Origin of the sequence: Nocardia sp. NRRL S-836 (assembly GCF_001279525.1) — a bacterium.
GTDB lineage: Bacteria > Actinomycetota > Actinomycetes > Mycobacteriales > Pseudonocardiaceae > Lentzea.
Genome location: NZ_LGDY01000101.1, coordinates 52,357 through 65,939, shown reverse-complemented (window position 1 = coordinate 65,939; position 13,583 = coordinate 52,357). Strand labels below are relative to the sequence as shown.

Genomic DNA, 13,583 nt, shown 5'->3' with positions numbered 1-13,583 from the left:
GGAACACCACCATGCAACTCGCCGACGTCACCACGGACTCCTTCGACACCACCGTCCTGGCCGCGGACAAGCCCGTCCTGGTCGACTTCTGGGCCCCCTGGTGCGGACCGTGCAAGCAGCTGAACCCGGTCGTCACCGGAATCGCCGAAGAACACCAAGACAGGATCTCCGTGGTGAAGGTGGACATCGACGCCCACCCCGACATCGCCGTCCGCTACCAGGTCCTCAGCATCCCCACACTGATGTTGTTCTCCGGCGGCCAGCCGGTCGCGACCCTCACCGCACCACGCAAGCGCGCCGACATCCTCAAGGCGCTGTCCTCCTGGCTCTGAACACCAGCAGAGACGATGCGACCCCGACAGCCACCAGGCCGTCGGGGTCGTGTCGTGTCCGGGTCACGCCACCGAAATCGCGAGGACCGGCGTCGTCGTCGGGGCAGGCGAGCCACCGCTCGGCTCGACGGTCAGGGCGAACGCCAGCGCGTCGGCCAGGTGATCCGCGACCACGGGTTCGTCCCGCAGCAACCCGGCCGAGCGCGGCCCGCCAGGTCCGACCACCCACAGCTGGTACGCGCGGTCCGAGGGCAAGGACGGCAACCCGTTGGCGAGGAACACCGCTTTGCTGCGGCTCGGCGACATCACCACGGTTGCGCTGCCGCCCGTGGATCCCGCGTCGTTCAGGAGCTTCGCGTCGGGAGCGCTCAGCAGCTCCGACACCTGGCTGTAGCCGGCAGCCGACTGCCGCAGCGCGCCGAGCTCGCGACGGTCCTGCACGCCCTGGACACCGACGACGACCGCGATGAGCACACTGGCGGCAGCCGCGAGCACGCTCGTGCGGACCCGGTTCCGAGTGGGAAGCGCGAGCACCGGCGCGGCAGGGGCAGCCGGTTGCGGGGGCAGCTGACGCGTGGCCGTCATCCCTGCCAGCACCTGCGCCCGCAGGTGAGCGGGCGGGGCGGCCTCGACCGCCACGCCGAGGGCGGAGGCGGTGGCCTGCAGTTCGGCGACTTCCTGGGCGCACGACGGACAGTGCGGCAAGTGTCTCTCAAACTCCGCGCGTTCCTTTTCAGGCAAGGCGTTCATCGCATAGACGCCCGTCAACGTGTGCACGTCCGACGGTGTGCTCATGCCGTCACCCCCAAGCAGTCTCGAAGCCTGATCAGACCATCACGCATCCGGGTCTTCACCGTGCCCAGCGGAACGCCGAGCAGGCTCGCCACCTCCGGATAGCTGTAACCCTGGTAGTACGCCAGCAGCACGGACTCGCGCTGCAGATCGGTCAGGAACTTCAGACACCGCCGGACCTTGCGCTGTTCCAAGCGTTCGGTGACCTGCTCGACGACCTCGTCGAACGGAGTCGTCACGCCCATCGCCGCAACCCGCTCGTCACGGTTGGCCGCCGCCTGCGCGGACCGCACGCGGTCGACGGCACGCCGATGCGTCATGGTCAAGATCCAGGTCGTAGCCTTGCCACGGTCGGGATCGAACCGGCTCGCGGTCCGCCACACCTCGAGCATGACCTCCTGGAACACCTCTTCCGACTGCGCCTGGTCCCGCAGCACGCGACGCACCAGTCCGAACACCATGCCCGACACCAGGTCGTACAACTGCCCGAACGCGGCCTCGTCACCCCGCGCCACGCGCAGCAACAGCTCCTCCGCACCCGCAGGTCCCTCAGCGTCCTCGGAACCACGCGGGATGGTCGACCGCGCCTGATCTCGTTCGCGCATCGCGCTCCTGTTCGTCACCTGACCGACCTCCATTCGGAGCCGACACCCACTCGGATGGGTGAGGCGCGCGTCACACCAGCGCAGACACCGAGAGGTGTCCCACATCGCGCATCGGAGAACAGTTGGAAGCCGCGGTGAGAACCAGATACCACCTACCGCCCGCAACTACCGGATTGACCGCACTTCCGAGTGAACTGAAAGCACGCACCCCAACGCGGGAATTGGCGGCCACACCGCTGAGAACCGGCTCTTCGGCCGCCGTGGTCCTCAACCGAGCAGTGCCGTGACGTTGGCGCGGTCGGCGCCGAGCGTCACGTAGAGCTGAGCCCACTGCTTGTCGCTGTCAGTAGGTGCCTGGGTGTCACAGAAAGGTTTGCGTCCGTGGGCGGTGTAGTAGCGCAGCAACGACAAATTCTCACCGGTGTTGCGCAACCTTTCGTCGGTGTAGCGAGGGCCCGGCGGTTGTGGCTGGTGGCGCAGACAGGTGAGTTCCGAGCCGCTCTCGTTGTCGAAGACCGGTCCGGGATCGGGCGTGCCGGTGCAGGCGATCAACGCGGTGGCGGTGCACAGCAGCAGGATCGGGATGCGCATCGCTACTCCTATTCAAGCAGGGCACGGACGGTCAGTCCGAGGCCGACGACGAGGACGAGCCCGGCGGTGATCACGGGCAGGGCGGTGAAGCGGTCTCGGAGCCGCTCGACGGCGGCCAGCCGGTCGCGTAGGCGGACGAGGAGCAGACCGACGGCGGTGAGAGTGGCGGCCATGCCCAAGCCGTAGCCGAGTACGAGCAGGACACCGAACCAGGTGCGGCCCAGCGCGATCGCGCCGAGCAACACGACCAGTGCCGAAGGGCTGGGCACCAGGCCACCGGCTACGCCCATGCCGATCAGGCCGCCACGACCCACGCGGTGCCCATGTCCGTGCCCGTGCCCGTGGCCATGTCCGTGGCCATGTCCGTGGCCATGTCCGTGGCCTACTGCGACGGGCTGTCGGCGTAGCGCCGAGCGCAGCAGGAACGCCCCGACGGCGGTGACGAGCACGCCGCTGCCGACGCCGAGCACCCGCAGCAGGGACTCCCCGGCCAGCGCACTCGACGCACTGATCACCAGGCCTATCACCAGCACGCCGACGGTGTGGGTGAGGGTGACGGTCGCACCGACGGTGACAGCGTCACGAGCAGTGCCCTCGCGGCCGGCGAGGTAGGCGGCGATGACCGTCTTGCCGTGTCCGGGCAGCGCGGCGTGGGAGGCGCCGAGCAGCAGCGACAGCAACACCGCGAGCACGCCGACCAGAGGGGTGAAGTCCTGCCGGCCGGCCAGTGCGGTGAAGGCGCGGGTGGCCGACCCGATCACCGTGCTGCCGCCCCTGGCCACAGCGGTGTCCGGGACCGCGGAGGCGCCGGGCTCGACTCTCAGGCTTACCGCGCGGATGTCGAGGGGGTCGGACAGCAGGTCGTCGGGATAGGCGCGCAGCTCGTTGCTGGCGCTGGTCGCCGGTACAGGCGGGTCGAGCAGCGTGATGCCGTCGCCGACGGCGATCATCTCGTGCCAGCCGACGCGGCCCGGCCGGTAGGTGTCGCGCACTTCGATGGTGGCGGCGGAGCGGAGGTCCGTGGGGGCGGTGAGCCGGCAGGTGAGGCGGGTGGTGGCCAGTCCGGCTTCGCCGGACGGAAACTCGACCAAGGCTGAACGCAGTGTCGCGACCATGCTTGTGCCGTCCGTGGTCACTGAGAGGCCGCGGCGCACGGTGTCGCATTCACGGCCGGCGTAGTCGTTCTGGCGAGCGGACTGCTCCTGCAGGGTCGGGACCTCGGCGAGGTCGATGACCGAGACGAGGTCGACCCGATCCGGGTGGACGGTGATGGCGTGGTGATGGTTGATCGTGAAATTGCCCAGCGGATGAGCACCGGCGCTCGCCGGGACCGCCAGCATGGCCAGCGCCGCGAGGACCAGGACGCTGAACGCCCTCACCGCAGGCCGCCCAGCGCGGCCCGGGCAGCCGGTGCGTCCACCGGGGAGAAGTAGGGGTTGGTCCGCAGCGCCGAGTCGAGCGCATCGGCCGCGTCCGCGGCCCGCCCAAGGCCACGCAGGATCATGCCGCGGTGGTAGGCGAACGTCGCGTTGCGCCAGCCGGTGGCGGCGGCGCGGTCGGCGTGGCCGAGAGCCTCGGCGTCGCGCCCGGCCAGGTGCAACGCCCAGCCGAGCGCGTCCGCGACCAGCGGGTGCTGCCTTCGGGCCCATTCCCGTTCGGCGGCGGCCAGCGCGGCCGCGGAATCACCCCGGTCGGCGGCGGCGACCGAGGCGGCCAGGTCATCGGTGCTGCCCGCGGTCGCGAGCAGACGCTGCTGCTGAGCTAGCAGGTCGAACTGCCGGGCGGCGTCCTCGGTGCGGCCCGCGGCACGCAGCAGCACGGCGTGTTCGTGCACGTACTGCGGTGAGGGCACGCGTGCCACCAGGTCGGCGTAGCCGGCGAGCGCGTCGTCCAGGTCGCCGCGGGCGGCGGCGATCTTGGCACGTCCCTGCAGCAGCGCCGGATCGAGCGGGTCGATCAGCAGGCCCTGCTCGTAGTGGGCCGAGGCCTCGTCGAGGTCGCCGTTGTCGAACGCGAGCTCGCCGAGGTGGTAGCGGGTGAACAGCGAGTCGGCCGGTGAGGATGAGGCGTCGAGCGCACGGGTGAGGGCCTGGCGGGCGGAGTCGACCTCACCACGCTGCTCGAAGTCGTAAGCGGCGCGGGTGAACGCGGGTACACCGGGATCGAGGTCGAGCATTCGCTGCACCGCGGCGCGCGCCTGATCGGTCTTCCCGAGCTGGGTGAGGGCGTCGGCGAGCACGCCGTAGACCTCGGCGGTGTCGGGCAGTACGGCACGGGCGCGTTCCGCGTGGTCGCGGGCGGCGGCGAAGTCGTGACGGGCATTGGCCAGGGCACCCAGACCCATGTGCGCGGGGCCGTTGCCGTCGGGCTTGTGACGCAGCGAGGTCTCGAGCGCGCCTTGGGCCTTGCCGTAGTAGGTCGGGTCACCGGTGATCCGGGCCTGCTCGACGTACGCCGCGCCGAGCAGCGCCCAGGTGCCGGCGTCACCGGGCACGCGCTTGAGCCGGTCTTGGGCGGCGGTGACGGTGCGCTGCACATCGCTGCGTACGACGGCGGCACCCGGACCTGCGGGAGCGGGGTCGTCGCCGCGGCTCAGCGCGGTCGCGGTGGTGGCGAGCAGCGCGACGCCGGCGGTGATCGCCAGCGTTGCGATGATCTTGCGGCGGTTCATGGCGCGCTCCGTGTGGTTGCTGCCGAGTCGGGTCACGGACGTGCCGGGGGACAGACGAGTCCATCCCCCGGCACGGCTGTCATGCGGCCGCGGGGACCGCGGTCCGCAATGGACGGCGGCCCAGCAGCCACACGCCCGAGCCGATCAGCAGCGCCGCGAGGACGGCGTTGAGGACCAGGCCGTCCGGCAGACCGCCGCCACCGCCGCCGCTACCGCCGGCGGGTGCCACCGCACCCGCCGAGCCGGAGTTGACCGCGCTGTTGTTGGGCAGCGCCACGTACGGGAACGAGGTGCCGAACGCCTGGTCGTTGGCGTTGACCTTGTCCCCGGCCGCCAGCGCGGGCACGATTCCGCTCACCGCGGCGCCCTCCAGTGCCTGCACCCCGATGTCGAGCACGTCGTCGGTGAGCCTGCGCCCGTTGGGAAAGCCCTGCAGGTCACCGCCGAGCACACCCAGCCGGTTCGGCGAGGCCGCCGGCGGCACGGAGGTGTTGAGCCGCAGCTGTTCCGATGGGGTAAACCGCTTCGGGTTGACGTCGGCATTGTTGAGCTGCGAGTTCAGGTCGGCCTTGATCGGCCCGCCGAGCTTGGTGGTGATGCCGGTCAGGAAGATCTCCACCAGGTCGTTGCGCGGCGTGGCCGGAGCGGTCAGCCCGTAGATCGCCTGGATCAGCTTCGGCACCTCCGGGTCGGTGACCCGGTTGACCAGCTCAGGCACCTTGCCGTCCTGGTCCGGTGTCAGGGCGTTGAACCGGTCCTTCAGGCCCGCGGGAACGACGACCTCGTTGACCAGCGGGTTGCCGAGGCGCGAGACCTGGACGAACGGGCCGACCGCCCGCGACTCCCCCGGGCTGAGGATCATCGACTGCCGTTCGGTGTCGCTCCACACCCCGATGACCGGGTTGCGGGCCGCGTCACCCTTGAGCGCGAGCTGCGCCTTGGGCACCTGCAACGCGATGGTGTTGACGTTGTAGCCGGCCAGCGTGTCCTGCCCGACCTCGGACAGGTTGCCGCCGTAGAGCAGGTCGAACACGCGCAGGTCGAGGAAGAACGCGTCGTCGGACTGCCCGACGAAGCTCTTGCCGCCGCCGGGCACGTCCGTGATCGCCTGGGCCCGCAGCGCACCGTAGTCCGGCATCGACGCCGGGCCGGTGTTGGACGGCGCGACCTTGCCCGAGCGGATCAGCTTGCGATCACGACCGTCACGGTCGATCAGCTCCAGCGTGTAGGTCTGCCGGAACAGCAGGTTCTCGTCATCCAGCGACGTGACCGGGCCGTTGTTGTACAAGAACGTCGCCTTGCCACGACGGTCCTCGGTGTGGAAGGTCCACCGGTAGGTCAGATCCGCCTTGGCATCACCGTCGTTGTCGATGTTGATGTCATAGCGGGCATCGGTCGCCCACGGGTAGAAGTTCGGCCCGCCGTTCGGCTCCTGGAACGGCGACCAGCTCGCCACCAACGTCACCGTGTCCGGCTTGTCCGGGCTGACGAACGCGTAGACGTCGGTGTTGTCCACCGCCGGATCACCCGCGATCAACGGCGCCTCCCGGTGACTCGACGCCCCGGCCGAACCAGATCCGCCGATCAGCCCCGCCGCGAGCAATGTGCTCCCGACCGCGATCAGACTTACCGCCACGCGTCGCCGACGACGCGTGGGAGGGGGTGCTGACATGCTCCATCCCTTCAGCTCGACGCCCGTCCGGAGCGACACCCGCCACACGGACAGACTTCGCTGATTCGGCACCAGAGCCGCGAAGGCTTGCCTACTTCACTCGAATGCCCTCTTGCACACTTTTGGCATCAAGCTCGCGGCACAGAGACTCGGTCGTCGGGCGACACGAACAGCCCCCTTTTGCCCGGTGCCGCCGGCCACCAAGGCCGAGGAAGTACACGCCCTAAACGGTGCACTCACCGCAGCTCAGCGCGGCCTCGCCGCCTTGGCGGGCCGCTGCCGTACGGACAGGTAGCCGATGGCCAGTGTGGCGAGAGCGATCCGAAGGGCTGACGTGTACGAATGCGAGGTGATGGGCAGGTATGTGTCGGCGATGCGCCGGCGATGGAAAGGTGACCGATGACCGCCGTCCACGATTCAACGGCCCCTGAGCCAGCCGGGGGGGGTCGAGATCACCGGTCCGGACGCCAGGGGCACAGTCACAGTGCGGGCGCGCGGCGCTCTGGACGCAGCCATGTTCGCCGCGGCGTTGGCTTGCGCCGCTGAGCTCGAAGCTTGGTCTGTGGTGATCGATCTGCTTGGAGTCGAGGTCTTCTCCCTCGAAGCCGCCAGTGCTTTGCTGAGCTATCGCCGCGCTGCCGGCGTTGCGGTGCCCGCACACCGCCGGCTGGTGCTGTTGCCCTCTCCTGCGGTCACCCGCAAGCTGGACCTGCTGGGACTGACTGCGGTCCTGTTCGGTTTCACCGCGTCCGCGGTGTGAACGCTTCTCTACCGCTTTCCATATCGGCCACGGGCGGTGCTGTGCTCGACCGTTTCGGCCACCAGGTGCACATCGAAGGCCGCAATGGCGTCACGGCGTCGCCGACCCACCGCGGTACCGCCTTCGTTGACGACGGGATGAGGCCAAGAGATTGAGGCCAGCGACAAGACCACCGCCGAACTCGGTGTACGTGTGGCCGGCGGCCGACCGGTCACAGAGCAGAGCCAGAAGCTGATGGGCGCGGCACGGGCGGCGGCGAGATCAGCCGCCCGTGCCGCGCAGCCAGACAGCGCGGAGGCTGGCTGCTCAACGCACCGCGTCAAGCCTGGCCAGACCACATGCGCGGCCTCCACCAAGTCCGGCGAACCAGCCTCGGCATCCCATCTGTACCCAGCGGCGCACCGTCTACACCGGCAAAATCAACAGAGCACGCAGACCGCCGACTCGCCGTCCGAGCGGCACAATCGCCTCGTCGTCTACTGGCTACTCAAGCGGAACAAGTGGCTGCAGCGGAACAACCTGACCTCTTCACGGTGCCCTTGAGCCGGCCTGTGCTTCCGCGCGCTCAGATCTTCACGAACGCCGCCAGCACGCCACAAGGAAGGTGATCGACGTGGCGAACGGCCACCCGTCCAACTCACGATGACAGCACCGGACTGCGTCTGACGGGTTGAACACCACATGATCGGTTATGGAGAAGGCATCGTGCACGCGCGTACCTGCATGATATGTCCGCCTCCCGGTGGTCCAGCCGGTTCCGGTGCGAGAAGTTGAGCACTACGACACCCCGCCGCTGGAGCGGTCGGGCTCCACCGGACGGGTCAGTCTCGAGGCGATCACCAGCCGTATCATGCGTCGAACGTGCGTCGAGCAGCTGGCGCCGTGGTCTCCGCCTGACGACAAGGAGCGCTACGGCATGGCCGAGGACGCGCGAAGTCTTCCACCATCACCTGAGCAGTCGATCAACGGTGACCGCCCTGATGCTTTGGAGCGCCTCGACGAAACCACCGAGGCGCTCGCGGTGTTGCGTGATGCGCTCACCGGCGAGGAACCGCTCGACGACGCACTGCATCGGCTGGCTGACGCAGCGGCAGATGCCGTTCTCGACGCCGACGCGGTGACCATCACGGTGATGGCGCCGCAGCAGCCGCGCACTGCCGCCACGACGAACCTGCTTCTCGCCGAGGTCGACGAAAAGCAGTACACCGCCAACCGCGGCCCCTGCCTGCAAGCCGCCCGCACCCTCAAGGCCGTGCGCGCGGTCGTCGGGGAACACCGCGACGAATGGCCGGAGTTCGAAGCCGCAGCGGTGGAGCATGACATCCGCGCCTATCTGTCAGTTCCCGTGTTGCTGCCGGCGAAGATCGGCAGCGAGGCACAGCACATCGGCTCGATCAACATCTACAGCCTGACCGCAGAAGCGTTCGACCCGTTCGACGAAGGTCTCATGCGCCTGTTCACGACGGCGGCCGCCGCCACCATGGGCAGTGCCCAGCGGTGGCAGCGCTCGCACGAGCACATCCAGGTGCTGGAGCGGGCACTGGTTTCCCGTGCCGTCATCGACCAGGCCAAGGGAGTGTTGATCGCAGTGCACGAGTGCACTGCGGACGAGGCCTTCGCGATGCTGGTGAAGCAGTCACAGGATGCGAACGTGAAGCTCCGGGACGTCGCCAAGAGCCTGCTCGACTCGATCATCCGCTCTTGAGCGCATCGACATCGTCAAGCGATGACTTTCGAGCGGCACACGCTCAGGTCAATCGCCGTCGAGGGCGAGGTCCGTGTCGAGTACTCAGCGCCTGCGCGGGGACACCGGGAGTCCACACGAGCTGCCCCGCAACCCAGCAGCTGGCTGAGCCGCCTCGCGCCGAACTACCGTCACTCGGCTTGAGCATGGAAGATCTGAGGTGGGACGGGCCTCCGTGACCCGTCCCCTGGGCCGCTACTCGGCTGCGGATAGCTCGAACGATGACTCCGCCACCAGGCTGCCAGCATGAAACCGCTGGTCACCCCTGTTCCCATCGTTCGGTACACCCGCCCAAAGCCCGGCCCTCCGCAGAACGATCTCGCGCAGGTTGATGCCCTCCCCAAAGCCGGCCAGGGCGGCGGCATGAACCGAGATCACCAGCCGACAGCAGGAATGCCGCTGCCACTGGCCTCCAACCAAGGCCTCGAGGTCAAGACAGGGCGCGGCAACCGCATCTGAATGTGGCCGGTCTGCCGACCTCTGCTCAGGACGCCGACGAGGCCGTGGTTCCGGATAGGTAGACGGTAAGTGTGATCAGGATGAGGACGAGCAGAGCGACGGTGGCGTATACCGGGATCCAGTACCCGGCGGCGGCACGGCGGTGAGGACGGCGGCGCCGGTGTAACGGGGCAGCGAACTGCCGTCGGAGTCGAGGTGGAAGTAGATCGCTTGTGAGAGCAGGTAGATCGCGGGTCCTGCGAGCAGGAGCACGCCGCTCACACCGGCCCGGTCCTGTGCGTGTGCGATCAAGGTTTCGCTGCCGGCTGCGAGCATGACGAGTCCCGCGACGACTCCGTAGATGACGTTCATGCCGACGTGTACGGATCGGATCGGGTCTTCGGATGCGGAGACGCGTCGTACGACGAGCTGTTCGGCTCGTCCGAAGTAGACGGCCCACAGGCAGATGAGGGCGAGGAAGACGCCCAGTGCCGTCAAGAGCGTGGCCGGCTCGGAGGGGTGGTCGGCGATCACTCGTCCCAGGGTCAGCACGGTTTCGCCCAGCAGGATGATGAGGAACAACCGCATCCGTTCCAGCATGTGTGCGGCGTCGAATTCCAGGCGTTGCGTGCCGCGCCGCGTGTTGCCGGGGACGGGGGGCGCGGTCCAGGTGCCGATGAGGTCGATGCCTGCGGCGCCTGCCCACCACCAGATCCGGATTTCAGGTCCGGCGATGGCGCCGATGATCCAGAAAGGTGCGGAGGCGGCCATCCACAGGAGTACATGGCGGAAGTGCCGACGTAGGTGGGGTGTTGTGGCGGCTACGGCCGCGTAGGTGGCGGGAACGGCCAGCGCGAGCATCATGGGGACGGTGAAGAGCCGGGGGGCGTCGTTGAACGCGTTGGCGGTGCCGGCGTTCATGAACAGTGCGAGGCCCATGACGGCGAGGGTGGCCACCCCGGGTGGTGGTGCGTTCGACGTCGAGCAGTGAGACCTCGAAGGCGGTGAAGGTCCACACGCCGCACACGACGATGAGCATGACCAGGGTCTCGGCGGCCCCGCGCCAGGTCAGGTGCTCGATGAGGTGGTGGGTGAGCTGGCTGATGGGAGGACGAACACCAGGTCGAAGAACAGTTCCAGTGGAGATACCTCGCGGTGGGCGGTTCGCGCAGCGCGGGTGATCATGGCTTCCTCCTCGACCGTGCACGGGTAGTGAACTGCGGCACCGCCGCGCGTGTGGGGACGCCGGTGAGCACGGTCAACCGTCTTTCCGCAGGTCCGGTAGCTGATCGGCCGGCGCGGTAGGCGCGGTTTCCTGCTGGTGGGTGGTGGTCCAGGAGGCGAGGATTCTGAGCTTGTCGTCGGCGGGGGTGCCGGGTTCAGCGGTCCAGGTGATGAGTTGTTGTTCGGGGTCGGTGGTGCAGGTGAGTGTGTCCCAGTCGAGAGTGAGGTCGCCGACCACGGGGTGGTGAAGTGTCTTGGTGCCGATGCGTCTGCCGACGACGTGGTGGGCTGCCCACCACTGGCGGAACTGCGGGTCCTGCACGGACAGCTCGCCGACCAGCGCGATCAGCTGGGGGTCGTCGGGGTAGGTAGCGGCTTCCCTGCGCAGCAGCGCCACACAGGTGTGGGCCACGGCCTCCCAGTCGGCGTAGAGGCCCCGCATGGCGGGGTCGGTGAACACGAGCCGCAGGTAGTTGCGCTGCTTGTCCGGGATCTGCGTGAAGTCGGTGATGAGAGCGGCGGCGAGCGGGTTCCACGCCAGGATGTCCATGCGTCGCCCGAGCACGATCGCGGGAAGGCCGCGCAGTTCGTCGAGCAGCCGCCGCAGGGATGGCTGGACGGTTTGCCGGGCGCGTCTGCGTGGCCGGGCGATGTCTTTGCCTGCCAGTTCGGCGAGGTAGTCCCGCTGGTCGTCGTCGAGGCGCAGCGCGCGTGCCAGGGCGTCGAGCACCGAGGCTGAGGCCGGGACGCGACCCTGTTCCAGGCGGGTGTAGTAGTCGGTGCTGATCGCGGCGAGCTGGGCGACCTCTTCGCGGCGCAATCCCGGCACCCGCCGCACGGTCCCGGTCTCGGGCAGTCCCGCCTGCCGTGGGCTCAGCTCGGCGCGGCGGGCCTTGAGGAACTCTCCCAGCTCGCTGCGGTGCGCGTCGCTGTCGGACATGCGCCTCAGTGTCGCAGCAGTGCGCGCCGTGTGCCTGGGAGGAATCCTTCCCAGGATGCCGCTGTCCCTGGGAAGAGACTGTCCGTTGTTGCCCGTCGAGCGGGTCGTCACCATCGATCTCGGGTAGCCGAAATGGCCACCACAGCGAGAGGAGATGCAGTCTCATGGAGAACGACAAGGCCCAGGCGGCGTTCGACAACTTCGTCCAGCTGTGGACCACGGGCACGACCGGAGGGCGCCGCGCACCGGTGCTGCGTCGCCCGGACGAGGTAGGCCTGTCCTATGAGGACGTCACCTTCCCGTCCATGGACGGCGTGCCGCTGGAGGGCTGGTTCATCCCGGCCGACTCGGACAAGCTGGTGATCCACAACCACTTCCTGCCGGGCAACCGCTACGGCTATCCCGGGCATCTGCCCGAGTTCGGTGGCCTGGGCGGTTTTGAGGTGAACTTCCTGCCCGAGTACCGGGCGCTGCACGACGCCGGTTACAACATCCTCGCCTACGACATGCGCAACCACGGCCTGAGCGGCCAGGGCAACGGCGGGATCGCGGGCATCGGCCTGCTCGAGTACCGGGACGTGATCGGCTCCCTGCGCTACGCCGCCACGCGCCCGGACACCAGGGACCTGCGCAAGGTGCTGCTGTCGGTGTGCCTCGGCGCTGACTCGACCGCCGTCGCCTGGTCCCACCACCCCGAGGAGTTCACCGAGATCCAGGCCATGGTCATGCTGCAGCCGGTCTCGGCCCGCCCGATCGTCGAGCGGTTCGTCGAGGGCATCGGCATGGCCGACGGCTTCGCGAAGTTCGACAAGGCCGTGCACGAGCGCACCGGGTTCCACCTCGACGAGCAGACCCCGCTCCACCACGTCCACGCCATCACCGTGCCCACGCTCATCGCCCAGGTACACGACGACACCATGACCCGCCCCGACGACGTCCAAGCCATCTACGACGCCCTGCCCGTCATCGACAAGGACCTGCACTGGATCCGCGGCACCGACCGCCGCTTCGACGGCTACAACTACTTCGGCGAACACCCCGAGATCCCGATCAACTGGTTCGACAAGCACCTCAAGTGACCAGCAGGAACAGCGACGGCCAGGACCAAGCGACGATGACGAGGGCACTGGTGCTGGGCGCCGGTGGGCCGCGGGCATGCTGGCGGAAGCGCAGGTCGACCTGACGCTTCTGCTGCGCGACCCGAGCAAGCTGACGGACCCACCGGCGAATGCCCGACTCGTGACGGGAGATGCGCTCGACCGCGATGTTCTCGATGCGGTCGTCCACGGTCAGGACGTCGTCTACGCGAACTCGGCAGGCGACCTCGACGAGCAGGCAGCACGAATCGTCGAGGTCGATGCCGGCAACGGGCGTCCGCCGTCTGGTGTTCGTCACCGCTCTGGGCATCTACGACGAGGTGTGCCTGGCGCGTTCGGAGCGTGGAACCGCGACCAGATCGGTCCCCAGCTCGGCCCTTACCGCGCGGCTGTCGACATCATCGAGAAATCCGGGCTCGACTACACGATCCTCAGGCCCGCGTGGCTCACCGGTACCGACGAAGTCTCCTACTAGGTCAGCCGGAAGGGTGAACCGTTCTCAACCCAGGCCTGCGGGCAGAACTACCTGTGGCAGCGGACCGACCATCTGCGCGACTCCTTCGCGATGACCATGCACGCTACGCCGAGGGTCCGACAAACGAGGCAAACAGCCGCAGCGAGCCGTCCGATCAGGTGCACAACGTGTCCGGTCCAGGCGGGAGTGCACCGAAGCCGAGCAGCATGTAGACGGTGGGCGGCTCCGTCACGCTCCACCCA

13 protein-coding genes and 1 pseudogene are annotated in these 13,583 nt (G+C 68.5%); 6 read left to right on the top strand and 8 right to left on the bottom strand.

Annotated elements, in window-relative coordinates; all coding sequences use genetic code 11:
- Positions 1-11: 11 nt before the first annotated feature.
- The gene (gene trxA / locus ADL03_RS20800) at positions 12-332 is read left to right on the top strand and encodes a thioredoxin (protein ID WP_157529008.1); all 321 of its coding nucleotides are present in this window, start codon (positions 12-14) and stop codon (positions 330-332) included.
- A gap of 63 nt (positions 333-395) precedes the next feature.
- On the opposite strand, the gene ADL03_RS20795 is transcribed toward trxA, so the two are convergent.
- From ADL03_RS20795 to ADL03_RS20770, 6 genes are all read right to left on the bottom strand, one after another.
- Complete coding sequence (locus ADL03_RS20795) at positions 396-1,109, bottom strand: anti-sigma factor domain-containing protein (protein ID WP_197288509.1); 714 nt, start codon at positions 1,107-1,109, stop codon at positions 396-398.
- A gap of 14 nt (positions 1,110-1,123) precedes the next feature.
- Positions 1,124-1,747 carry a sigma-70 family RNA polymerase sigma factor gene (locus tag ADL03_RS20790; RefSeq protein ID WP_231642075.1) on the bottom strand — a complete coding sequence of 208 codons (624 nt, stop codon included), beginning with the start codon at positions 1,745-1,747 and terminating at the stop codon, positions 1,124-1,126.
- A 249-nt stretch (positions 1,748-1,996) separates the two neighbouring features.
- On the bottom strand, positions 1,997-2,320 hold the full coding sequence (locus ADL03_RS20785; protein WP_053735173.1) for a hypothetical protein: 324 nt from the start codon (positions 2,318-2,320) through the stop codon (positions 1,997-1,999).
- 8 nt (positions 2,321-2,328) lie between these two features.
- A complete protein-coding gene (locus tag ADL03_RS20780) occupies positions 2,329-3,699 on the bottom strand; it encodes a nickel/cobalt transporter (RefSeq protein ID WP_197288508.1) in 1,371 nt (456 codons plus the stop codon).
- Complete coding sequence (locus ADL03_RS20775) at positions 3,696-4,991, bottom strand: tetratricopeptide repeat protein (protein WP_063798659.1); 1,296 nt, start codon at positions 4,989-4,991, stop codon at positions 3,696-3,698. The genes ADL03_RS20780 and ADL03_RS20775 overlap by 4 nt, the downstream gene beginning before the upstream one ends.
- 79 nt (positions 4,992-5,070) lie before the next feature.
- Positions 5,071-6,663 (bottom strand): DUF4331 domain-containing protein, encoded by a 1,593-nt coding sequence (locus ADL03_RS20770; protein ID WP_053735224.1) that lies wholly within the window; start codon positions 6,661-6,663, stop codon positions 5,071-5,073.
- A gap of 514 nt (positions 6,664-7,177) precedes the next feature.
- Here ADL03_RS20770 and ADL03_RS20765 point away from each other — a divergent pair.
- The 3 genes from ADL03_RS20765 to ADL03_RS47230 all read left to right on the top strand — a co-directional run bounded on the left by ADL03_RS20765 (position 7,178) and on the right by ADL03_RS47230 (position 9,626).
- Entirely contained in the window at positions 7,178-7,423 is a 246-nt protein-coding gene (locus ADL03_RS20765; RefSeq protein ID WP_157529007.1) for a hypothetical protein, read from the top strand.
- Positions 7,424-8,183: 760 nt separating this feature from the next.
- Complete coding sequence (locus tag ADL03_RS20760; protein WP_231642072.1) at positions 8,184-9,128, top strand: GAF and ANTAR domain-containing protein; 945 nt, start codon at positions 8,184-8,186, stop codon at positions 9,126-9,128.
- A gap of 285 nt (positions 9,129-9,413) precedes the next feature.
- Positions 9,414-9,626, top strand: a complete 213-nt coding sequence (locus tag ADL03_RS47230) for a hypothetical protein (RefSeq protein ID WP_157529005.1) — start codon at positions 9,414-9,416, stop codon at positions 9,624-9,626.
- A gap of 75 nt (positions 9,627-9,701) precedes the next feature.
- Here ADL03_RS47230 and ADL03_RS20755 read toward each other — a convergent pair whose 3' ends face one another.
- Positions 9,702-10,544: a low temperature requirement protein A gene (locus tag ADL03_RS20755; RefSeq protein WP_231642061.1), complete on the bottom strand. Its 843-nt coding sequence runs from the start codon at positions 10,542-10,544 to the stop codon at positions 9,702-9,704.
- Positions 10,545-10,863: 319 nt separating this feature from the next.
- Positions 10,864-11,769, bottom strand: coding sequence for a helix-turn-helix domain-containing protein (locus tag ADL03_RS20750; RefSeq protein WP_053735169.1), 906 nt, complete (start codon positions 11,767-11,769; stop codon positions 10,864-10,866).
- Positions 11,770-11,933: 164 nt separating this feature from the next.
- On the opposite strand from ADL03_RS20750, the gene ADL03_RS20745 reads away from it, so the two are divergent.
- Both ADL03_RS20745 and ADL03_RS45605 read left to right on the top strand, forming a co-directional pair.
- Entirely contained in the window at positions 11,934-12,848 is a 915-nt protein-coding gene (locus ADL03_RS20745) for a S9 family peptidase (protein ID WP_053735168.1), read from the top strand.
- 67 nt (positions 12,849-12,915) lie between these two features.
- Positions 12,916-13,341 (top strand): annotated as a pseudogene (locus ADL03_RS45605) (NAD(P)H-binding protein); the annotation flags it as partial.
- Between the last annotated feature and the right edge of the window lie 242 nt (positions 13,342-13,583).

Excerpts from the sequence above, each read along its gene's own strand:
- ADL03_RS20745 (WP_053735168.1), top strand. The coding sequence starts at position 11,934 with ATGGAGAACGACAAGGCCCAGGCGGCGTTCGACAACTTCGTCCAGCTG.
- ADL03_RS20755 (WP_231642061.1), bottom strand. The coding sequence starts at position 10,544 with ATGGGCCTCGCACTGTTCATGAACGCCGGCACCGCCAACGCGTTCAAC.
- ADL03_RS20770 (WP_053735224.1), bottom strand. The coding sequence starts at position 6,663 with ATGTCAGCACCCCCTCCCACGCGTCGTCGGCGACGCGTGGCGGTAAGT.
- ADL03_RS47230 (WP_157529005.1), top strand. The coding sequence starts at position 9,414 with ATGAAACCGCTGGTCACCCCTGTTCCCATCGTTCGGTACACCCGCCCA.
- ADL03_RS20765 (WP_157529007.1), top strand. The coding sequence starts at position 7,178 with ATGTTCGCCGCGGCGTTGGCTTGCGCCGCTGAGCTCGAAGCTTGGTCT.
- trxA (WP_157529008.1), top strand. The coding sequence starts at position 12 with ATGCAACTCGCCGACGTCACCACGGACTCCTTCGACACCACCGTCCTG.
- ADL03_RS20750 (WP_053735169.1), bottom strand. The coding sequence starts at position 11,769 with ATGTCCGACAGCGACGCGCACCGCAGCGAGCTGGGAGAGTTCCTCAAG.
- ADL03_RS20785 (WP_053735173.1), bottom strand. The coding sequence starts at position 2,320 with ATGCGCATCCCGATCCTGCTGCTGTGCACCGCCACCGCGTTGATCGCC.
- ADL03_RS20775 (WP_063798659.1), bottom strand. The coding sequence starts at position 4,991 with ATGAACCGCCGCAAGATCATCGCAACGCTGGCGATCACCGCCGGCGTC.